We start from the raw sequence: 19,464 nt of genomic DNA on the forward strand, positions 1-19,464 counted from the left end.
TTCGCGTTTTCTAAAAATCTGGTGCTCTACCATTACCCGCCCCGTTTCAAAATCCGGCGGTGCTCGACCACCACGCCGATGATGGCGATGTGGGTTTGGTCGGTGCTCAGGGTTTCATGGTCATCATTGAGGGGCACCAGCTCGAAGCGAGGGCGGCCGTCGTCGTATTCACCACGGGAGCGGTATTTTTTGAAGGTGGCCTCTTCGCTGCCGTTCTTGGCGATCACAAAGTCACCCGCCTTGGGAGCCTCGTCAGGGTCAACGATCAACAAGTCGCCCTCTTTGAAGTCCGGCTCCATGGAGTTGCCGCGCACCCACAGACCAAACGCGCAGCTGCCGACACTGACACCCGCCGCGACATACTCCAGGCTGCCATCAAACGCCGTGGCCTGTTCGCACATTTCGCGCCACTGGCCTGCCTGCACATAACTGAGAATGGGGACCCGCGTTCCTTGTGGGATCTCGGCGGGTTCGACGTTGCGGTAACCCGGGAACGGGGGCTCCGAGACGCCCATGGTGCCTTCTTCTTTCCCCGTCAGCAGCCAATCGACAGACACACCAAGCGCAGCCGCTAAGTCGTTGAGGTAGCGGCCTTTTGGCTGGTTTTGCCCTGACTCCCACTTACCGACCGAAACATCAGTGACGCCGACGGCTTTGGCTAGAGCGGTTTTGGAGAGGCCAAGGGCTGACCTTCTACTGAAAATACGATCTGAGATGTGCATGAAGCTAGCTTAACCTCGGCATTCCGATCTTAAGCTTGCTTGTGATTCGAGCATAAGATAGGATTAACTCAATTCGAACTTAAGATCGGGATTGGGGAGTATGAAAAAAGCAGATGCCATCAACTACTTCGGTTCAGCGGCTGAGCTGGCGAGGAAGCTGAACATTTCAGAGGCGGCCGTTTCCCAGTGGGGCGACACCATCCCCCAGGGCCGCGCCTACCAGATCGAGGTGGTGACCGGCGGTGCGCTGAAAGCCGACCCCGCTGCCCCGTCTGGCCAACAGCGCCCCTATCAGCGCGTCGCGCCGGGCACCCCGCTGGAGGCGATCCCCAGCGTCCAGCGGGCGACGGCCGCCGCCAAGGATTCCCCCACCAAAGCACAACCAGGGAAGGCGTAACCACCATGCCACCCCGTCATATCAATCCAGCCGCCAGGCCGACCCAGGCTCCCGCCGTCAGCGCGATCAATCTGGTGATCTCGGCAGACCTCCCGCCGCTGATGCCCATCGCCAAGTTTGCCGAGTGGGTCGGTGTGTCTGTCGATACCGCCCGCCACTGGGTCAAAACCGGTCGGCTCGATGTCATGGAAAAAACGCGCGCCAATGAGCTGGTGATGGTCAAGGTGCATGTGTTTATCGCCAAGCAGATGGCGGGACACTCGTCGTCCCTGTTCACTCTCGCCAGCTAACCATAGCGACCTTTGGAGGGAAATCAGAGTGTCAAACCAGTCCCGCATTTCACACAACCACTTTTCGGCGGCCTGCGATCTCTTCAAGCAGGCGCACAACCTCAGCGAGCTGGAGCGCGAGTTCGGCCTGCCAAAAGGGACGCTGCACAACAAGTTCAACCCCGCCAGCGAGAAGCACAAGCTTTCCGCCCTCGATCTTATCGGCCTCTACCAGGCGACCGGGGACGACACCCTGTTTGATGGCCTGCTGTTTGACTGTGGCCTGACTGCCGTTCGTCTGCCGGGGGCGGCCCCGATTGCGCCAGAAGCCCGCGCCCAGCAGGCGCTCAACGCGGGCGCCCAGATCATGGGCGTCACCGCCCAAGCCACCACCCTTCTCGCCGGTGACCGCGTCACCAAGTCACACCGAAACACCGTCGTCGGCGGCTTGTGGGCAGGCATCGAGCACCTGGTGCTGCTGGCCACCGAGGTCGAAGACAGATTTCACGCCATCCCCAGCTTGGCATGCGCTGCGGATATGGCCCGCGCCGCCCTCGGCGCCTAGGAGACCAGACCATGAGATTACGTTGCCCCCACTGCAAGAGCCGTATGACCAGCCGCACGACTCGCCCAATGAGCCTGCTGTCTTTCGAGTCATATCAGCGATGCTCCAATGTTGAGTGCAATTTCCGCTGCAAGGTGTTGGCCGAAATTGTGGCAGAGCTGAAACCGGCAGAACTGAGAAACCCGGCGGTGGTACTGCCGGTCGTGCATACCGCCCAGCCCATCCCAACCCACCCTCGCCCGTTCCCCGCCATTGAGGCGCTCAAGCAGGCCGGGGTCGCAGAAACCGCTGCAGAACAGGAAGGGGCCTAGGCCCCATACCGCAAGGAGAACCCCATGCAAACGCAACGCATCGACCATGAACAACGCAATTTGGCGGGGCTGACCCCCGATGAGCAAGTGGCCATGAACACCGCCGGCTGCCAGATCCTGCGGGAGTTGTTCGGCAAGACCGGTTCCAGCTTGAACACCGACTGGCTGGCCCTGAGTCAGGCAAAGAAAGCGGCCATCTGTGCCATCGCCCGCCAGCCACGGGGCGAGCTGATGACGGCCACCTTGTCCGCCCTGCCCCACGCGCAGCGCGAGGCGATCCGGCTCGCGGTGATCGCGCTGGAGTACCAGGGGGAGTTTCGCGGCGGCTGTGACACCCAGGTGTGGCACCCGGCGCCGGTCACCCGCGCCATCGGGGATATCGAGAGAGAGAAGAGGGAGAGAGCCGCCCAGCTGCGGATGAAGCGGGCCGTGCTGGCGGCCAACCAGATGACACAACGCGGCCCGCGAGCCATCGGGCAATAAAAAACCCGCTATCGGTGCACCAACACCAGCGGGCTTTCATCAGTCACTTATCGACTAGGAGGTCGAATGCCAACTTTAGCCATTCTCGACACCGTGCGCAACCTGCGCCTGCAAAACCGCAAGCTGGCCCGCATGGGCAGCCGCTACAACTCCAGCCCTGACCTGATCCATGCCGTAGAACGCCCGGCCGCCATGGCCTGGCGTGCGGTCTGGTCATGCGTCAACAGCCGTGGGGGGATCTGATCATGGCCGCCGTTATCACGCGTCATACCGAACCGACTATCAAGGCCGCCAGCGCCTATCTGGTCCGCCGCGGTTACATCAACTGCGGCACCACCTGGCTGCGCGGCCAAAACGGGTACGCCCGTATGGAGCGCCTGACCTCTGGCGCTATCCGCATCATCGAGGGGGTGGCATGAACACGCTGTTACAGCCGGTCAACCGGCAAACCGCCATTGCCGCCGTGCACGAATTGACGGCGCGGCTTCGCGCCAGCACCGATTACTCCTACCTCTACCGTGGGTCGGAGGGTAAGTCCCTGATGGCCCAGGCCAAACAGAACCAGCGCTGGCATCAGCTATTCCACACCATGAACCGGAGGGCCCATTCATGAGCATCGACGCCATTCACATCGCCAAGCGGGCAGAGCGGGCCGTGTTGCCGCTGCTGACCGAGCTGCTGGCCACCGGCGAGCAGGAAAACCGCATCGCACTGGGCGAGCTCTACTCCGGTGATGAGTACATCCAGGTGCAACTGGTCGTGACCAGCCGCCCTGCCGATCTGCTCGATGACGACTCCGTGATGGGGGATGAGGCATGAGCGAAGTCTATGTAAACCCAATGGCAATGCGGGCCCGTCTGGCCGCAGAGCTGGCTGTGCTGGATTTGTATGGGGTGGTCAAAACCACCGCCGCCAGCCTGAGCGACTGGGTCGGCGTTAACGGCGATTCGCTACCAGAGCCGCTTGTCGGTGAGGTAAACACCAGCCTGGTCGCCATGTCGGCCGCCGCTCATTGCATTGGCTATAGGTCAGCCGACGAGCTGAGCAAGCGGCTGGCTGCCTTCGAGGACACCGGCGAGCTGGTCGTGCAATTGCTGGCAGAGCTGAACCAGGGTGATGGCCTGCGGCGTGAGGATCTGGTTGTCACTCGCTCAGCAGTGCTGCTGCTGGCGATGTATGGGCTGCTGGCACTGGCCAGCCGCGAGGCCAATGCAGACCGCGACGACGAGGAGACGCTGGCATGACAGACCTGTTTGAACTGGAGGCCCCGCAGGATGACCAGGGCACCACAGAGGAAGGCCCCACCCATATGCAGCCGCCGGCGCCGGTCAGCCCGCTGACCAAGCACTGGGAGGCGGCACAGGAGGAATTCAACACCTCGGGCTGCGACGCCAAGCGCAACCGCAATATCACCCAGGAGCTGCTGGCTCTGGGCGCCATCCGCGCCGTGTACTGGCTGGCGCTGGGTGGCGGTGAGGTGGCGCTGGCCAGAGAGATCGCCGAGTGGTGGGCAGACTGCGAACCGCTCCACGGGCTGGGGGAGACCATCAAATGAGCCACCGCCTGATCACCGACCTGCAAACCCGTGTAGATAGATGGTTCGACACCATGATGGGCGACGAGGCCCGCCTGCGCAGCTACCAGCGCGACCTGCTGGCCATGCGCCAGCTATCACCTCGCCCCCGCTGCACGGTCGCCCTCACCCTGCGCCAGTGTGTCGCAGCCAGAAAGATGGCGAGGCATGCCCGCCATGCGCTGACCTCATGCCGGAACAACATCAAAGCGCTGTCGGGTAACCATCACCAATGAACCACCAGAACAACACAGGGCCGGCCGCCGAGGCTGGCCATCTTGGTTTTGCCATCAGCCGCCTGCCGACGCCAAAACGCAACCAGCTGCCGCTATCCAAGAAGACCCTCAAGGCCCGTATCGACGCCCTCGCCAATGCCATGCCAGGCACCAAGCTGGAGGCAGCCTTTGTCGGTGCCCCTGGTGAATCCGATCTGGTCTGGGCGGTGCAGCTGCTCGATGGCCTCTCCATGCAGTTCACCCAGGTGCTGTTCAAGCAGTACGTGCGCCGCCGCAAAGATGGCACCACCCGCAACTGCCGCAGCGCAAACATCTGGCTGCGGGAACGGGTGAAGTGGGTCCGCTCCCTGGTGATGGCCCTGCCGGTCGATGCCCAGCACCTGCGCGATGATGACGGGCGCAAGCGGGTGGCCCACCAGTTCGCCAACCAGACCGCCGCCATCTGGAAAAACATCGAGCAGAACAGCACCGCCGGCGAACTGGACCTGATGGAGACATGGGAATCCATCAAGCAGCCTGCCGACCAGTGGGGGTTCATCGGCAGGATGCCGGACTTCAAAACCAGAGAGGCGCGGGAAAACTGGATCCTGAGCGTCATGGTGCGCCTGCTCTCCGCCAAGTGGTGGGAGAAGCGAGTGAACCGCTGCTGGGATCGGCTGCAAGAGCACATCGCCATCCTGCTGGGCAAGGTACGCAAGGGCGTCTCCGCCTACGTCTCGAACGCCACCATGAAGGTGGTGCGCGAGCGCAAGCAGGCCATGATGCGCTGGTTGGCTGAGTCGGAAGTGATGAACGGCCAGCATGACCTGGTGATCTCGATGAAGGATTGCTGGGAGGCCAGCATCTCCAACCCGGTCAACCGCCGCAACGAGATGATGACCCGCATGCGGGGGTTCGAGGACTACGCAGAGCAACAGGGCCATGTGGGGGTGTTCTTCACCTGGACGGCCACCAGCCGATTTCACGCCTGGAAGACCGGCCGCAACGGCAAGACCATCGAGAACGACAAGTACCAGGGCGCCACCCCACGCGAAACCTGCGCCTATCTGGCCAAGCTCTGGAGCCTGACCCGCGCCTCACTCAAGCGCAATGAGTTACCTGTCTACGGCTTTCGGGTATGCGAGCCTCACCACGATGGCACCCCGCACTGGCACATGCTGCTGTTTATGCGCCCGTCAGACCGCAATGCGGTGATCAGCACCCTGCAGCACTACGCCCTGACCGACGACAAGAGCGAGCTGGTGCGGGTCCCCATGGCCGCCCCCACCTTTACCGATATCACGCCCCGGTTCGACTGGAAGATGATCGACCCGGCCAAGGGCGATGCAACCGGCTATCTCGCCAAGTACATCGCCAAGAACATCGACGGCGCCTATGTCGGTGACGACGAAGAGGCAAACACCCCAGCCGACCAAGGCGCGCTGCATGCGTGCGCATGGGCCAGTTGGTGGGGGATCCGCACCTTCCAGCAGATCGGCGGCGCACCGGTCGGGGTATGGCGCGAGCTGCGCCGCATCAGCAACGCCAAGAAGAACGGCGATCTGGTGGGGCCACCCAAGCCCGTGCTGCAAGACCCGCGCTTTGAGGCGGCCCGCTATGCCGCCGATAACGCCATCTTTCGCTGCTACCTCGAAGCCATGGGCGGCGCACTGGCCACCCGTGCCGAGCACCCCATCAAGCTGGCCCACCTCATCGAAGAGCAGGCCAACAGCTACGGCGAAGACATCAAGCGCCTGATGGGGTTGCACACCGCTCGCTTGGGTATCAAGACCCGCCTGCAAGGGTGGGAAGTTGTTCCAGCAGGCACCTTTGAGGCCGCCAAGGCCGCCGGGGCTTCGGTGGGGGGTGTTGGGGTTAAGACGGGCGACAGCCCGGCACCTTGGAGCTCTGACAATAACTGTACGCAGCCGGATCCTGAGGCGTTTGCGGATCAGTTAATGGCAGAGCAATGGGGTTTATCTCCCTTCTCCATCGGGCGTTTACGGGCAGGCGCCAGCGTCAGCGCGGACGGCTTCACCCTCTGGCTGGAGAACGGCCAGGTGCAGTCGAGCCGGGCGATCCCGAGCGAGCCGGATTGGCAGCCAGAAGGCCAGGTGCCAGCCGAACAGGGCCAGCCGGATGAGTACGCGGTACCGGAAGGCGATCAGGACTGGCCGATGCTGGTTGAGCTCTGCGGCAAGGTTTACCAGGCGCAGGGCCACGCCGGGGCGCACCGTTGGATAGAGATGCTACCGCAACCCTATCAGTCCGAGATGTGGCGCGTGCTGGAAGGGCTGGACGTGCCGGAGTGGATGCAGGAACAGGACGACTACAGCGAGGAGTGGGCATGAACATGAGTTGCACACAGACCATCAGCCGCGAAGAGTACCGCCGCCTTGATAATCGGGTGACCTGCATTCTCCAGCAGCGCTGGCCAGCCAACGAGATCAGCCAGTGGGTGGAGATGCTCAAGGGCAAACAGCAGGCTGTGGCGTGCGCCATTCTGCGCCGCCGCCACCCTCGCCCCGTATCGCTGGCCCTGCCAGCCATCGCCACCGAGGTACCGACCCCGTATCAGGGCAGAGCCAACCGCCCCACCGTGCCGGTGCTGACAGCTGATGGCCGCTCGGTTGGCCGCCGCCATATCGTGGACGGACTGACCCCCGTGGCCATCGACCAGAGCGGTACCATCCGGTGCGCCGTCACCGGCCGCACCCTCTTTATCGCCCCGGGCAGCGCCATCGACCGCGCCAACCCGGGCGCCGCCGAACAGCTCAACAAAACATACCAGCCAGCACTGCACCAGGTAGTGGCTGACCACCGTCAAGTCGAAGCAGGAGAATAACCATGAATAACGTAATGCTGGATCTGGAAACCATGGGCAAAGGACCACACGCGGCAATCGTCACCATCGGGGCCGTGTTCTTTGACCCGATGACCGGTGAACTGGGCGCCGAGTTCGAGGCGCATATCGACCTACGAGATAGCGCAAGGTTTGGGGAGATAGACCCTGACACCGTGCTGTGGTGGCTGGGGCAGAGTGATGAAGCACGAGCGGCCATTGCCTATAACGTAGATGGCGAAAAGCGGATGGCGCTTCTCCAGGCACTGCAAAAGTTTCAGGAGTGGCTGATGCAAGAAGGCAAGCGCCCCTGTGTATGGGGTAACGGTGCTGGGTTTGACTGCACCATCATGGCCAGCGCCTATGATGCGGTGAACAAAGTGCGTTTTATTGGCTACTGGAACGGATTTAAGGATCGGGATGTGCGCACCGTTGTTGATATGGGGCGTGACCTTCTGGGCTTTGACCCTAAGAAAGACATGCCATTCGAGGGTGTGGCCCATCGCGCTCTGGACGACGCCAAGCATCAGGCCCGCTACGTAAGTGCCATCTATCAGCGAATGCAGGCAGCGATGAATGGCTGCGGCATGGTAGGGGGTAAGGCATGAACATCACCAAGCTGTCACTGGCCATTGAAATCGACGGGGAGGCTTTCTTCGTCAAGACCGAGAAAGACCACTATCAGCTCATCCTGACGATGGTTCAGGGGTTGTCGCCGACTGGAAAGCTTGAAGTTGTCAGAGCCACAGCTGACTTCAAGTTCACCACCATGGCCGAGCATCGCAAGGGGACAGCATGACCCAGCCAAACAAAGTGAAGGTCTATATCGCTGGGCCAATGTCTGGGCTGACGGGGGAGAATCGGCCCGCCTTTTTCAAAGCGGCGGATCTGCTGAATCACCCATCATTCAACAACATCGTGTTGAACCCGGCGATCCTGCCTGATGGTCTGAGCCAATCGGAATACATGGCTATTTGTATGCCCATGGTGATGATGGCGGACACCGTGCTGATGCTGGAAGGATGGGAGCACAGCGAGGGGGCTACCGCCGAGTTTGCGCTCGCCAAGAAGCTGGGCAAGCAGGTCAGGTTTACAGTGCCGCCGGTATGCCCGCTCTGCCGCCATATGATGAAGGTGGCAGCAGCATGACCGCCCTCATCACCCGCACCGATATCGAACGCCTGCAGCCGCACTGTCTGCGGCTCTGGCCCCTCATCCAGCAGCACCCGCCGGGATCGGCAGGTCGTTCCGCCATCACCCGCGAACTCGATGCCCTGCCGACCGCTGACCGCCACCTCTGTGATCGGTTGCTCGACCGGCTGGAGCGGGTCATCCGCTTCAAGGATGACTGGTTCCCGCTCTACCTGGGCGAGGTCGACACCCTCACCCCACCGGTGAAGGCCAAGCGGGTGCTGCCTGTCGGTCCAGCTCCCAAGCAGGTATGGAAAGCCACCCGGGCGCGACAGGGGGCATTTGCCAGAAGGAGGGCTGTATGAGCAAACCAAAGGAGGCGAGGGAGCGAAAGCAGGCCCAGCGTGCGAGACAGTCAGCCATAGGCATCACTCGTGTTGAGGTTAGGATGTCAGAACGGGAGCGCCAACAACTCAATCACCTACGCATTGTTCGGGCTGGCAGCGGTCAGCCTTATTCTGCCGACGAGTACATCAGCACCCTGATCAGGCGGGACTGGGAGAGGTGGCTGGAACAGGAGGCCGAGCTGAAAACGCAAACATGCCAGCACTGCGACTGTGAGCTGCCGCAAGGATGCGGCGGGACATTCACTGGCCAAACAGAATGCTGGCACACCCAGGGCGACAAAGCACTGGCGCTGTAATGGTAAAAATCACTAAATGTGTCCGGTCACGAAACCTCAATCGTGACCGGACACAACTGGTTAAAGCCGTGTTTTTCGCTCCCAGAATACGGGGATCGCAAAAGTGAAAGGATCTGACGGAAAATGAAGGATCGCAAAAAGGATCCAAAATCCCGCGCGCGGCCAGCGCTGGCGCGGGGAAGCATTCCCCGACCACAGTCGTTCACCTGCATGAAAATCGACACATAAAGCGTGCAGGCGAGGCGGGGTCCCGATTGCGCGCCAGCGGTGCTGGCAGGGGGCGGCAGGCTGCGCCTGTCGCTCCGGGTGCTCGCGGAAGGATCCGCGAGGGTGCGAGGGTAGCCCGCATCAGTGATGCGGCAGCGGGCCGCTGATGCGCCCAGATGCGGGGCAAAAGAAAACCCCGCCAGGTGGCGGGGTGGTCGGGGTGGGTTGGCCGGGTCAGCGCAGCTGATCACCCTGGCTGGCCTGCTCGGTACCGGCTGCGAGCTTGTACGGGTTGAACCTGATGATCTCCTCCCCTGCCCAGTCGTTCATCGCCAGCAGGCTGGCCTTGATACTGTCGATCTCGTTGACGCCGAACACCTGGGCGGCCTCCGTCACATTGCCAAACCCACCAGTGCTGTTCGGCATCACCCCCATCAGTTGGGGTGGTACCCGATGGGTGGCCAGCTGGTCATCCCGGCTCACGTTCTTGATGCTGAGAAAGTCATCCTTCGCCGCCACCTCTGCCACCGGGATCAGCTTCACCCCGTCCTTGCTACCACCCGGGGTGTAGAGCAGCAGGTTACGGAAGTTGCCGGGCCCCTTGCTCTGACGCAGCGCCTCTTTAAGATCCTTGATATCCTGCTCGTTCTGCGTTGGGTCGGTGATGTGCATGATGAAGCCGGCATGGCTGCCGTTCTCATAGTAGCGGCGACGAAACAGAGTGGCCGACTCGTTGAGCAGAGTGGAGTTGAGCCCGCCGACATAGTCGGGGATGCCGTAGATCTCCTGGTTGATGTCGCTCTCCATCACATGGCCCACTCGCCCGGCCGGCAACGCTTGCTCTTGCCCGGGCTGGGCAATCCACCAATAGGTGTCCAAGTCCAGAGCGCGCCGGGTGTACTTGGCCCGCAGGTGGTCATAGCGCAGCACCCCACCGATCCGGTTCTGCACAGCCTGCAGGTAGCCGTTGCCGAAGATCAGGTAGTCCAGCGCAAGCCCGGTGAAGCCCGCCAGACTCAATTTCGGGTGCGGGATGAAGCACGAGCGCAGGATGTTGCGCTTCACCTGGATGGCCGAGGCATGGTGCACCCCGGCCCGATAGACCCGTGATAGCCCGTTGAGGGAGAGCGGCGGCTCATACCAGCGGCCGTTGTGCATCGACTCAAGATAATCGAACACCTCCCGCTGCGATAAAACCGGTACCGGCTCGCCAAAGGTGAATGCCTCCATGGATCTTCCGGGTTGTTGGGTTGCCATCACCGGTGGCGTGGGGGATGAAGAGGGTCGACGAGTGCGGCGTTTGCTCATTAGAAAAACTCCATAGAACTGGTATTGGCACCGTTGGCACCTGCCAGCGGCTCGTGTAACAGGGCCTGCATCGTTGCCCAGGCAATGTCGGCGTGACTGGTTTCCTCTGACCGGCTGGCCTCAAAGGTCGGCATCTTGCCGGGAGTCACCCCCCGGCGGATGCTCATAAAGGCGGCGGCCAAATCATTCCAACCGCTGTCGAACTCAAGCCGCCCCTTGTCGATCACATCCATCGCCTTCATCACCATGCGGATCTTGATGCTCGGGTTGTACTGAATTTCCGTCACCGCGGGATAGAACTGGCGCACCAGCTGCAATACCCCCTCCCCGATCCCGGTCGAGTCGATACCGATATAGGCAGCGTTGTAACGGATCGTCATCTGGCGGATGGCCTCCGCTTGGGCGGCAAAGTCCATCCCGCTCCAGCGGTGGCGCTCAAGCACTCGGAACTTGCCACCGGGTAACGCCGGCGGGGCCAGTACGACGCATCCGGCGCTATCACCTTTGCCACCCTTGGCCGGGTCATAGCCGATCCACACAGGCCGGCTGCCGAGCGGGCGCAACGCAAACGGCTTGTAGTCATCCCACTGCTCCCAACTATCCACCATGCAGCGCTGCAAGCTGGCGAGCGGGAACACGCTGGCCGTGTCGTCCATGAACTCGCACATCAGCAGGTTGCGGTATTCCTCCTCGGAGTACTCACCGCGCAGCTGATCCAGGTCGAACAGGTCGCAGCCGCCGCGCACCGCATCCTCGACCGTGACGATCTGCCGCCATTGGCCATCGGCGCAGAGCTTGCCGCCGGACAAATTGGCGTGGCTCAGGTCTATCTCGACCCGGTCAGCCTTGGGCTTGCCCCGGTTGAAATTGGCGCCGGACCAAAACGAATAAGCGGGATGGGAAAGGCTGGACGGGGTGGAAATGTAGGTCTGGCGCCACTTCTTGTGCATCGCCATACCAGAGGCCACCTTGCGGAACTCAAGGAAGCCATGGATCCAGAAGTACTCATCCATGTAGATGTTGCCGTGGTAGCTCTGGGCGGTGCGGGCGTTGGTACCGAGAAAATAGAGGTGCGCCCCGTTCGGCAGCACCATGGGGTCGCCTTTCAGCTCAACCCCCTCATCCTTGGCAAACTGGATGATGTACTGCTTGAACACATGGGCCTGAGCCTTGCTGGCCGACAGGAAAATCTGGTTGCGCCCAGTGACCAGGGCGTCGATGAACGCCTCGAAGGCAAAGAAATAGGTTGCCCCAATCTGGCGCGACTTGAGCAGGTCGCGGATCCGGTGCAGCTTGCCCGCCTCGTACCAGGTGCGCTGATAGCCAAACATGGTCGACTCGAACCGCTCGATTAGGCGCTCTTGCTGTTCGGGCTCCACCACATTGCGCTCGGGCGCCTTCTTCGGCCCCTTGTTGCGGTTCGCCACCTTGGGATTGAGGTCGGCCTCGTTGCCGCCGTTGCTATACCGGTTGACCCGGGCGACCCGCTCCAACTGCCTGCCCAGCAGGTCAATCTCCTTGAAGTCGCCGCCGGTTTTCACCTCCTTGGCGATCAGCTGACACATCCGCGCCTCCAGCGCGAAATCGACCCGGTCGATGGGTTTGATGTCATCCCAGCCGTCGCGGGATTTCCAGGTGCCGACCGTCCCCTCCGGGGTCGCCAGCAGCTCCGCAATGGCTCGGATCTTGTACCCCTGGAAGTACAGGTGCATGGCCTGCCTGCGGGGTTCGATATGGGGGAAGAGTAAGGGTGCTGTCATGGCGCCAGTCTACCCAGCACGCCAAACACAAAGCGCGCGCCCCAGTTGTATACAGCGGTTTTACAACAGCCACAGATTGAAGGATCTGGCGCACAAACCAGACCATGAGCCCGACCAGAAACCCAATTACCAAAGGGATCACAGCTCATGGCTAAGTCCAAGTTTTTCCGCGTTGCCGTCGAAGGGGGCACGACAGACGGGCGCACCATCACCCGCGAATGGATTGAACAGATGGCCCAGCGCTACAACCAATCCACCTACGGCGCGCGGGTCAATATGGAGCACATCCGGGGCTATGACCCCAACGGCCAGTTCAAGATGTACGGCGACATCACCGCCGCCAAGACCGAAGAGGTCGACATGGAAGGTGAAAAACGCCTGGCCCTGTTAGTGCAGATCGACCCGACCCCCGAGCTGGTCGAACTGAACAAAAAGCGCCAGAAGGTTTACACCTCCGTCGAAATCCACCCCAACCTGAACGAAAAGGGCGCCTACCTGATGGGGCTGGCCGTCACCGACAGCCCGGCCAGCCTTGGCACTGAAATGCTGGAGTTCTGCAGCAAAGCGAAGGTCAACCCGCTGGCCGAGCGCAAGTATCACCATGACTGCCTGTTCACCGAAGCGCTGGAAACCGTCATCGAATTCGAAGACGAAAGCGACAAAGGCCCCGGCCTGCTGGAGCGGGTTACCGCGCTGTTCTCCACCCACAAGAAGCAATCCACCGCCGATTTCAGCGACGTGCACCAAGCCGTCGAAACGGTGGCAAAAGAGGTCACCAGCCTCGATGCCGGTATGCAGAAGCAATTTGCCGAACAGGCCCAGACCATCACCGAGCTGACCAGCAAGCTGGAAGACACCGCCAAGGCACTGGCAGACCTCACCACCAAGCTGGAAGGCCAGGAAGAGCTCAGCCACAAGCGCCAGCCAGCCACCGGTAGCGATGGCGCCACCATTCAAACCGACTGTTAAGGAACATGCCCAATGCGTAACGAAACCCGCCAGAAGTTCAACGAGTTCACCGGCCAGGTGGCCAAACTCAACGCCATCACCAGCGCCATGGTGCAGTTCAACGTGCAGCCCAGCGTCCAGCAGACCCTGGAAACCAAGATGCAGGAGTCCGTCGCCTTCCTCTCCATGATCAACATGGTGCCGGTGGATGAACTCAAAGGGCAGAAGGTCGGCATCGGTATCAGCAGCACCATCGCCGGCCGCACCGACACCGCCACCAAAGACCGCCAGCCCAACGATCCGACCTCGTTGTACGCCCACGACTACGAGTGCGCCCAGACCAACTACGACACCCTGATCGGGTATGCCCAGCTCGACGCCTGGGCCAAGTTCCCCGATTTCCAGACCCGTGTCCGTGACGCCATCATCACTCGCCAGGGGCTGGATCGCATCATGATCGGCTGGAACGGTACCAGCGCCGCCAAAGACACAGACCGCAACGCCAATCCGCTGTTGCAAGATGTGAACGTCGGCTGGCTGGAGCACATCCGCCAGGATGCACCGGCGCAGGTCATGCAAGAGGGCGTGCAGGGCAGCGGCAAGATCTACATCGACCCCGCCGCCGGCGACTATAAGGATCTCGACGCACTGGTGTTCGACGCCGTGAGCGAGCTGATCCAGCCGTGGCATCAGGACGACACCGAACTGGTGGTCATCTGCGGCCGCAAAATGCTCTCCGACAAATACTTCCCCATCATCAACGATGCGGGTGACAACCAGAACAAACTGGCCGCCCAAGTGCTGGTCAGCCAGAAGCAGATCGGCGGCCTCAAGGCCGTGCGTGTCCCCTTCTTCCCGGAAGACGCCCTGCTGATCACCAAACTCAGCAACCTCTCCATCTATTGGCAAGACGGCGCCCGCCGCCGCCATATCGAGGAAGAGCCCAAGCGCAACCGCATCGTCAACTACGAAAGCTCCAACGATGCCTACGTCGTGGAAGACTACGACTGCGCCGGCCTGGTCGAAAACATCGTCATCGGGCCTCGGCCGTAAGGGGATAGCATGACACCCGCCCGTCGCCACCGCGAAAGAGTACTGGCCGCCCTGCAAGGGGCGGCCAATCCCCAATTCGACCAGATGCGCGCCAACGCCTACGAGCTGCAGCTGATGCAGCTGGCCGAACACCGCCGCACCCTCAAGGGCATCCAGAGCATCGAGCGCAAGATCGACGCCAAGCGCACCATGCTGCCTGTCTACAAGCCGTGGATTGATGGCCTGCTGGCCGCCGACCGGGGCGGACAAGATGACGTCCTGGTCACCGTCATGCTCTGGACCCTCGACACCGGCGATCTCGAAGGGGGCTTCAACATGGCTGACTACGTGATCCGCCATGGCCTAAGCACCCCGGACCGCTACGAGCGCACCGCCGCCACCCTGATCGCCGAAGAGGTCGCCGACACCGCCATCAAGCTGCAAGAAGCAGGCGCGGGCCCCAGTTATGGCCTGCTGTGCGCTTACCTCGAGCTGCTGACCGACTGCGACATCTTCGACCAGGTGCGCGCCAAGTTGCACAAGGCCGTGGGCCGCGCAGCACTGGCCGAAGGCTTCAAGGAGCAAGCCGCCGAGCACTATCAACGCGCCATCGAACTGCACGACAAGGTGGGCATCAAGAAAGAGCTCGAAGTGCTGGAGCGGGAAATCAAGAAGCAAAAAGCCGCAGAGCTGCCAGTCGCCAGCGACGTAAGCGCCGCCTCTGTTACGGCACCGGCCAATGCCGAGGCCTGCCAAGAGCACGCCACCGAACAGCAAGGCCCCGCCCCCGGCGAGGCCAGCTAACCGAGCGAACCCCGCACCCTGGGCGGCTCGGGCCTGACGAATGCCAACGGCATACCAGACGGCCCGACCACCGCCCAACCACCGGGGGAAGGAGCAGCCATGACCTCAGGATTCATCCCCACCAATCCGGCCAGCAAAGACGAAGGCGAGATCAGCAGCGCCCCGTTCTGGCCGGTCATCAAACTGGCCGACCTGCGCGCTATCATGCGTACCGATGGCACCATCACCACCGAGCGGCTGCGCCATGCCGTGATCGACGCCATCGCCGCCGTCAACAGCGACCTGAGCGGCTGGGCCATCAACCGTCAGGGCGACGGTTACACCGCACTGGCCGACGTGCCATCAGAGAGCATCGCCACCGAATCCGTGCTGGTGCACTGGTATCGCCGCGCCGTCTACAGCATGGCCCGCGCCAACCTATACGAGCGCTACCTCGACAGCACAGCCACTGCTGACGCGGTCAAAGACGCCGAGCCGCGCAACCTCACCGCCGACGACCTCTATCGCGACGCCCGCTTTGCCATTCGCGACATCCTCGGCACTACCCACACCACGGTCGAGCTCATCTGATGCAGTTGCGCGCCCAACAGGGGGAAACCCTCGACCTCATCATCAACCGGCACTACGGCTACACCGCGGGCATCACCGAACAGGTGCTGACGCTCAACCCTCGGCTGGCAGAACTGGGGCCCATCCTGCCGATGGGTACCCTCATCACCCTGCCAGATGCCCCCACCCAGGCCGAAGCGCCCCTGATCCAGCTATGGGACTGACCCATGAGAGCACTGACATGAGCCGCCTCGACGACGAACTTGAACGACAGGCCGAGATCAGCGAGCTGCAACTCGCAGCCCGCATCCATGCCGCCCGCATTGCGGGCACCGGCCCCCACGACTGCATCGACTGCGACGACCCGATCCCGCAGGAGCGCAGAGAAGCGATCCGGGGCTGCGAACGCTGCACCGACTGCCAAACCATCCATGAGTTTCAAACCGCCCGCCACTACGGCGGCCAGCGATAACAACAGGAGAGCACGATGCCCGAACCCATCTCATCCAGTGCAGCAACCAGCACCCTCACCGGGCTGGCTCTGCTGTCACTCTTCCCCGGCGTAGATCCCGGCGTGCTCCTTGGCGCATTTGCCGGGGCGCTGGTCTTTATTGCCACCACCGCCGAACTCGGCAACCTGCGTAAGGCGGGCCTGTTCATCGCCGCCTTCGTTACCGGTGCACTGGCGGCCCCGCTGGTTGCCACCGTACTGGCCAGCGTCCTGCCGCAAAGCGTCGAAGTGCCCAAAGCAGTAGGCGCCCTGCTCGCCTCGGCGTTGGCCGTCCACCTGCTGCAGTGGGCCTTGCGCAAAGCGCCGGAAGACCTGCTCAAACTCCGCAAAGGGGGCTGACATGCTGACCATCCTCTACGCCATGATCTGCGCCGCCATCGCCATCCGACTGGCCACCTTCAACCGTAACGGGGGCGACTATCGCCCCATTCCAGCACTGTTGGCGTGGCTGCTCACCGTCGCCGCCGGGTCCGTGCCGCTGCGCGCCCTGCTCGGCGTGCTGCCTGTACCTGACCCCGCAGCCGTGTTGTTGGCAGCCATGGTGCTCACCGCCCTGATCGGTTCCCGCGGGTCCGTCATGCGCCTGCTGCCAAGGCGCCGTCAACACCCCACCACAGCCAGCCACCTGAACGGGAGGTTTCAACCATGACCCTCAGAAAAGGCGCCATCGGCGCACCGGTGACCGAACTGCAGCAACTGTTGGCGCGCGCCGGCTACCCGGTCGAGCCGGATGGCTGGTTTGGCGGTGCCACCGAGCAGGCCGTGCTCGCCTTCCAACGCGACCACCTGATTGTCGCCATCGGGCAGGCAGGGCCCCGCACCCTGGCCGCCCTGCGCGGGGCCGCCATCGGCAATCAGCTCACCCTCACCGATCTGCAGCACGCCGCTGAACGGCTCGGCGTCGAGCTAGCCAAACTCGCCGCCTTCGCCCAGGTCGAGGCCGCCGGCGAAGGGTTCGACGACTGCCAGCGCCCGCGCCTGCTGTTCGAGCGCCATGTGTTCTTCAAGCAACTGGTCAAACACCAGGGGGAAGCCGAAGCCAACCGCATGGCTGGCCTGTATCCGGCCCTGTGCAACACCAAGCGCGGCGGATACCAGGGCGGCCCGGCCGAATGGGCCCGCCTGCAAACCGCCATGACCTTGCACCGCGCCGCCGCCATCGAGTCGGCCAGTTGGGGGATGTTCCAGGTGATGGGCTTCCATTGGCCCGCGCTGGGCTACGCCTCGGCAGACGACTGGCTGGCCGCCATGCAGCGCAGTGAAACGGAACACCTACGCGCCGTGGTCGGCTTTATCGAGCAGGACCCGGTGCTGCACAAGGCGCTCAAGGCGGGCAAGTGGGCCGACGTGGCCCGCCGCTACAACGGCCCCGCCTACAAAGAAAACCGCTACGACACCAAGCTGGCCGAGGCATACGACCACTTTACCAAGGTCTATCCGGTGAAGGAGGTGGCAGATGCCTCGGCCTAAGTGCGGTCACTTGGTAGGGAAAACCTGCACCAAGCTGGATGCGAAGTGTCTGGAATTGCGCTGGCTTGGTGGCTGCATGGTCTGCCCGTTCAGAGGATGTAACCAGAATAAGCCACAGCCCACCCCACAACCGAGGAAACCGTAATGTCATTACTACGCTCCCCCCTCACCTGGTTGCTGCTGGCCCTGACCGTCGCCCTGGGCGGTTGGGGCTGGTCTGCCACCTCAGCCGCCACGGCCAAAGGCCAGGTCACCACCCTGCAAAGCGACCTCAAGGCCGCCAGCGACAGGGCCAAAGAAGCAGAGCGGCGGGAACAGCTCAAAGATACCGCCATCACCACCCTCACCACCGAACTGACGGCCCGTGACGAGGCCACCCAGCAGCTGCAGGGCCAGCTCGACCAGCTGGCCCTGACCGCCGCCACCCGCGCCGATACCATCAAGAGGCTCAAACGTGAAAATGCAGAACTCAAGGACTGGGCAGCTCGCCCTCTGCCTGCTGCTGTTGTCGGGCTGCTCCAGCGCCCCGCCCTCACCGGCGCCGCAGATTATCAGGCTCACCTGTCCCGCCCCGGCACCCTGCCAGCTACCGCTGGCGGGCCCGGTCAATAACGGCGACCTGCTCGACATGCTGACCGCCACCGAATCCGCCTGGGCCACCTGCGCCGCCCGGGTCGATGCCGTGATCCAGTGCCACCGGAGGAACCATGCTCAAACCAGCCGCCATCCGTGACGTGATTGCCCGCTGCGTACCGCAACTGGCGCAGAATCCCGAAGGGCTGATCCTCACCGTGGGCGATGGCCGCATCGTCGCCACCGGCGCCCGTTCCCTCTCGTTCGAGTGGCAATACCCGCTTTCCATCGGCGTCATCGACTTTGCCGGCCACCCGGATCAGCTGGTCGTGCCGCTGCTGGCCTGGCTGCGCCAACACCAGCCAGAGCTGTTCACCAACGCGGAGAAGCGTGAGGATGCCATCAAGGTCGAGTCGGAGCTGCTGGCCGGGGATCTCTACGACCTGCTGATCACCGTCCAGCTCACCGAACGGGTTATCGTCACCAAAACGGAAGAGGGGATCGGCTGGGAGCACGTACCGGAGCCGCCAGAAGACCCCTACGACGGCATCACCTGGGAACTCTTTATCAACGGGGAGCATCAGCCATGGCCGCCGACGCCCTCCAGCAACTAGGCCAGCAAGCCGCCGCCCTGCTGGGCCAGCTCTCCGCCAGCGAACGGCGCAAGCTGGCCGCCGACCTTGCCCGCACCATGCGGGCCACCCAATCAGAACGGATCCGCGCCAACAAACAGCCGGATGGCTCCGCCATGACCCCGCGCAAGCCACAGCCCAAGCTGCGCGGCCGCAAAGGCGCCACCCGCCGCAGGATGTTCACCAAGCTGGTCAAGCCGGCATGGCTCAAGGCCACCGCCACCGCCAGCGAGGCCACCGTGGCATTCACCGGCAGCGCCAACCGGCTCGCCACGGTTCACCACTTCGGCCTGCGCGACAAAATCAGGGGCAAAACCGTGCAATACCCGGAACGCCAGCTGATCGGCATCACCGACGCCGACATCGACCGCATTGAAGACGCCCTGTTCAAACACCTCACCGCCTCGTTGTAAAACCGCCGTTTACAACGCCAGCCGATAGCAAAGGGGGGCTGTGCCA

35 protein-coding genes are annotated in these 19,464 nt (G+C 62.7%); 32 read left to right on the top strand and 3 right to left on the bottom strand.

Annotation, left to right across the window (positions count from 1 at the left end; translation table 11 throughout):
• Positions 1-32: 32 nt before the first annotated feature.
• Positions 33-722, bottom strand: a complete 690-nt coding sequence (locus OKB87_RS15080) for a LexA family protein (RefSeq protein ID WP_270827880.1) — start codon at positions 720-722, stop codon at positions 33-35.
• A 100-nt stretch (positions 723-822) separates the two neighbouring features.
• Between OKB87_RS15080 and OKB87_RS23605 the strand changes: the two genes are divergently transcribed.
• From OKB87_RS23605 to OKB87_RS15175, 19 genes are all read left to right on the top strand, one after another.
• Complete coding sequence (locus OKB87_RS23605) at positions 823-1,119, top strand: Cro/CI family transcriptional regulator (protein WP_333563326.1); 297 nt, start codon at positions 823-825, stop codon at positions 1,117-1,119.
• A gap of 5 nt (positions 1,120-1,124) precedes the next feature.
• Positions 1,125-1,409, top strand: coding sequence for a hypothetical protein (locus OKB87_RS15090; protein WP_270827881.1), 285 nt, complete (start codon positions 1,125-1,127; stop codon positions 1,407-1,409).
• A 28-nt stretch (positions 1,410-1,437) separates the two neighbouring features.
• Complete coding sequence (locus OKB87_RS15095; protein ID WP_270827882.1) at positions 1,438-1,953, top strand: phage regulatory CII family protein; 516 nt, start codon at positions 1,438-1,440, stop codon at positions 1,951-1,953.
• Between the two features lie 11 nt (positions 1,954-1,964).
• Entirely contained in the window at positions 1,965-2,264 is a 300-nt protein-coding gene (locus tag OKB87_RS15100; protein WP_223956158.1) for an ogr/Delta-like zinc finger family protein, read from the top strand.
• A 24-nt stretch (positions 2,265-2,288) separates the two neighbouring features.
• Entirely contained in the window at positions 2,289-2,747 is a 459-nt protein-coding gene (locus tag OKB87_RS15105) for a hypothetical protein (protein WP_270827883.1), read from the top strand.
• 66 nt (positions 2,748-2,813) lie between these two features.
• Positions 2,814-2,990 carry a hypothetical protein gene (locus OKB87_RS15110; RefSeq protein WP_164882026.1) on the top strand — a complete coding sequence of 59 codons (177 nt, stop codon included), beginning with the start codon at positions 2,814-2,816 and terminating at the stop codon, positions 2,988-2,990.
• Positions 2,991-2,992: 2 nt separating this feature from the next.
• Positions 2,993-3,166, top strand: a complete 174-nt coding sequence (locus OKB87_RS15115) for a hypothetical protein (protein ID WP_010673004.1) — start codon at positions 2,993-2,995, stop codon at positions 3,164-3,166.
• Positions 3,163-3,360, top strand: coding sequence for a hypothetical protein (locus tag OKB87_RS15120; protein ID WP_103858625.1), 198 nt, complete (start codon positions 3,163-3,165; stop codon positions 3,358-3,360). Before OKB87_RS15115 ends, OKB87_RS15120 begins: the two co-directional genes overlap by 4 nt.
• Complete coding sequence (locus tag OKB87_RS15125) at positions 3,357-3,566, top strand: hypothetical protein (protein WP_039040893.1); 210 nt, start codon at positions 3,357-3,359, stop codon at positions 3,564-3,566. The genes OKB87_RS15120 and OKB87_RS15125 overlap by 4 nt, the downstream gene beginning before the upstream one ends.
• The gene (locus OKB87_RS15130; RefSeq protein WP_270817439.1) at positions 3,563-3,991 is read left to right on the top strand and encodes a hypothetical protein; all 429 of its coding nucleotides are present in this window, start codon (positions 3,563-3,565) and stop codon (positions 3,989-3,991) included. Before OKB87_RS15125 ends, OKB87_RS15130 begins: the two co-directional genes overlap by 4 nt.
• Positions 3,988-4,302, top strand: coding sequence for a hypothetical protein (locus OKB87_RS15135; RefSeq protein ID WP_270827886.1), 315 nt, complete (start codon positions 3,988-3,990; stop codon positions 4,300-4,302). Before OKB87_RS15130 ends, OKB87_RS15135 begins: the two co-directional genes overlap by 4 nt.
• Positions 4,299-4,556, top strand: coding sequence for a hypothetical protein (locus OKB87_RS15140; protein ID WP_270827887.1), 258 nt, complete (start codon positions 4,299-4,301; stop codon positions 4,554-4,556). The genes OKB87_RS15135 and OKB87_RS15140 overlap by 4 nt, the downstream gene beginning before the upstream one ends.
• Entirely contained in the window at positions 4,553-6,886 is a 2,334-nt protein-coding gene (locus OKB87_RS15145; RefSeq protein ID WP_442866084.1) for a replication endonuclease, read from the top strand. The genes OKB87_RS15140 and OKB87_RS15145 overlap by 4 nt, the downstream gene beginning before the upstream one ends.
• Before the next feature lie 2 nt (positions 6,887-6,888).
• The gene (locus OKB87_RS15150; RefSeq protein ID WP_270827888.1) at positions 6,889-7,380 is read left to right on the top strand and encodes a hypothetical protein; all 492 of its coding nucleotides are present in this window, start codon (positions 6,889-6,891) and stop codon (positions 7,378-7,380) included.
• 2 nt (positions 7,381-7,382) lie between these two features.
• The gene (locus OKB87_RS15155; protein ID WP_270827890.1) at positions 7,383-7,985 is read left to right on the top strand and encodes a 3'-5' exonuclease; all 603 of its coding nucleotides are present in this window, start codon (positions 7,383-7,385) and stop codon (positions 7,983-7,985) included.
• Positions 7,982-8,176 (top strand): hypothetical protein, encoded by a 195-nt coding sequence (locus OKB87_RS15160; protein ID WP_270827891.1) that lies wholly within the window; start codon positions 7,982-7,984, stop codon positions 8,174-8,176. Before OKB87_RS15155 ends, OKB87_RS15160 begins: the two co-directional genes overlap by 4 nt.
• A complete protein-coding gene (locus tag OKB87_RS15165; RefSeq protein ID WP_270827892.1) occupies positions 8,173-8,526 on the top strand; it encodes a DUF4406 domain-containing protein in 354 nt (117 codons plus the stop codon). Before OKB87_RS15160 ends, OKB87_RS15165 begins: the two co-directional genes overlap by 4 nt.
• A complete protein-coding gene (locus OKB87_RS15170) occupies positions 8,523-8,873 on the top strand; it encodes a hypothetical protein (protein WP_270827893.1) in 351 nt (116 codons plus the stop codon). Before OKB87_RS15165 ends, OKB87_RS15170 begins: the two co-directional genes overlap by 4 nt.
• On the top strand, positions 8,870-9,211 hold the full coding sequence (locus OKB87_RS15175) for a hypothetical protein (protein WP_270827894.1): 342 nt from the start codon (positions 8,870-8,872) through the stop codon (positions 9,209-9,211). The genes OKB87_RS15170 and OKB87_RS15175 overlap by 4 nt, the downstream gene beginning before the upstream one ends.
• Before the next feature lie 441 nt (positions 9,212-9,652).
• Here OKB87_RS15175 and OKB87_RS15180 read toward each other — a convergent pair whose 3' ends face one another.
• On the bottom strand, positions 9,653-10,726 hold the full coding sequence (locus tag OKB87_RS15180; RefSeq protein WP_270827895.1) for a phage portal protein: 1,074 nt from the start codon (positions 10,724-10,726) through the stop codon (positions 9,653-9,655).
• A complete protein-coding gene (locus OKB87_RS15185; protein WP_270827896.1) occupies positions 10,726-12,486 on the bottom strand; it encodes a terminase ATPase subunit family protein in 1,761 nt (586 codons plus the stop codon). The genes OKB87_RS15180 and OKB87_RS15185 overlap by 1 nt, the downstream gene beginning before the upstream one ends.
• Before the next feature lie 147 nt (positions 12,487-12,633).
• On the opposite strand from OKB87_RS15185, the gene OKB87_RS15190 reads away from it, so the two are divergent.
• The 13 genes from OKB87_RS15190 to OKB87_RS15250 all read left to right on the top strand — a co-directional run bounded on the left by OKB87_RS15190 (position 12,634) and on the right by OKB87_RS15250 (position 19,418).
• Complete coding sequence (locus OKB87_RS15190) at positions 12,634-13,455, top strand: GPO family capsid scaffolding protein (protein WP_270827897.1); 822 nt, start codon at positions 12,634-12,636, stop codon at positions 13,453-13,455.
• A 12-nt stretch (positions 13,456-13,467) separates the two neighbouring features.
• Entirely contained in the window at positions 13,468-14,487 is a 1,020-nt protein-coding gene (locus OKB87_RS15195) for a phage major capsid protein, P2 family (protein WP_270827898.1), read from the top strand.
• Between the two features lie 9 nt (positions 14,488-14,496).
• On the top strand, positions 14,497-15,270 hold the full coding sequence (gene gpM, locus OKB87_RS15200; protein WP_103858615.1) for a phage terminase small subunit: 774 nt from the start codon (positions 14,497-14,499) through the stop codon (positions 15,268-15,270).
• Between the two features lie 99 nt (positions 15,271-15,369).
• The gene (locus OKB87_RS15205) at positions 15,370-15,840 is read left to right on the top strand and encodes a head completion/stabilization protein (protein ID WP_102949082.1); all 471 of its coding nucleotides are present in this window, start codon (positions 15,370-15,372) and stop codon (positions 15,838-15,840) included.
• Positions 15,840-16,043: a tail protein X gene (locus tag OKB87_RS15210; RefSeq protein ID WP_010672984.1), complete on the top strand. Its 204-nt coding sequence runs from the start codon at positions 15,840-15,842 to the stop codon at positions 16,041-16,043. The genes OKB87_RS15205 and OKB87_RS15210 overlap by 1 nt, the downstream gene beginning before the upstream one ends.
• Before the next feature lie 17 nt (positions 16,044-16,060).
• The gene (locus tag OKB87_RS15215; protein WP_103858614.1) at positions 16,061-16,291 is read left to right on the top strand and encodes a TraR/DksA C4-type zinc finger protein; all 231 of its coding nucleotides are present in this window, start codon (positions 16,061-16,063) and stop codon (positions 16,289-16,291) included.
• Positions 16,292-16,306: 15 nt separating this feature from the next.
• A complete protein-coding gene (locus OKB87_RS15220; protein WP_010672982.1) occupies positions 16,307-16,669 on the top strand; it encodes a putative holin in 363 nt (120 codons plus the stop codon).
• A 1-nt stretch (position 16,670) separates the two neighbouring features.
• Positions 16,671-16,979, top strand: a complete 309-nt coding sequence (locus OKB87_RS15225) for a phage holin family protein (protein ID WP_010672981.1) — start codon at positions 16,671-16,673, stop codon at positions 16,977-16,979.
• The gene (locus OKB87_RS15230) at positions 16,976-17,800 is read left to right on the top strand and encodes an N-acetylmuramidase domain-containing protein (protein ID WP_182926954.1); all 825 of its coding nucleotides are present in this window, start codon (positions 16,976-16,978) and stop codon (positions 17,798-17,800) included. The genes OKB87_RS15225 and OKB87_RS15230 overlap by 4 nt, the downstream gene beginning before the upstream one ends.
• Positions 17,801-17,944: 144 nt before the next feature.
• Positions 17,945-18,412 carry an Rz-like lysis system protein LysB gene (gene lysB / locus OKB87_RS15235; RefSeq protein ID WP_270827899.1) on the top strand — a complete coding sequence of 156 codons (468 nt, stop codon included), beginning with the start codon at positions 17,945-17,947 and terminating at the stop codon, positions 18,410-18,412.
• Positions 18,306-18,533: an Rz1-like lysis system protein LysC gene (lysC, locus tag OKB87_RS15240; protein WP_232097862.1), complete on the top strand. Its 228-nt coding sequence runs from the start codon at positions 18,306-18,308 to the stop codon at positions 18,531-18,533. Before lysB ends, lysC begins: the two co-directional genes overlap by 107 nt.
• Positions 18,508-18,987 carry a phage tail protein gene (locus OKB87_RS15245; RefSeq protein ID WP_103858609.1) on the top strand — a complete coding sequence of 160 codons (480 nt, stop codon included), beginning with the start codon at positions 18,508-18,510 and terminating at the stop codon, positions 18,985-18,987. Before lysC ends, OKB87_RS15245 begins: the two co-directional genes overlap by 26 nt.
• Positions 18,960-19,418: a phage virion morphogenesis protein gene (locus tag OKB87_RS15250; RefSeq protein ID WP_102949075.1), complete on the top strand. Its 459-nt coding sequence runs from the start codon at positions 18,960-18,962 to the stop codon at positions 19,416-19,418. Before OKB87_RS15245 ends, OKB87_RS15250 begins: the two co-directional genes overlap by 28 nt.
• The last annotated feature ends 46 nt before the right edge of the window (positions 19,419-19,464 follow it).

This window comes from Aeromonas sp. Y318-1, from assembly GCF_027706125.1.
Classification (GTDB): Bacteria; Pseudomonadota; Gammaproteobacteria; order Enterobacterales; family Aeromonadaceae; genus Aeromonas; species Aeromonas hydrophila.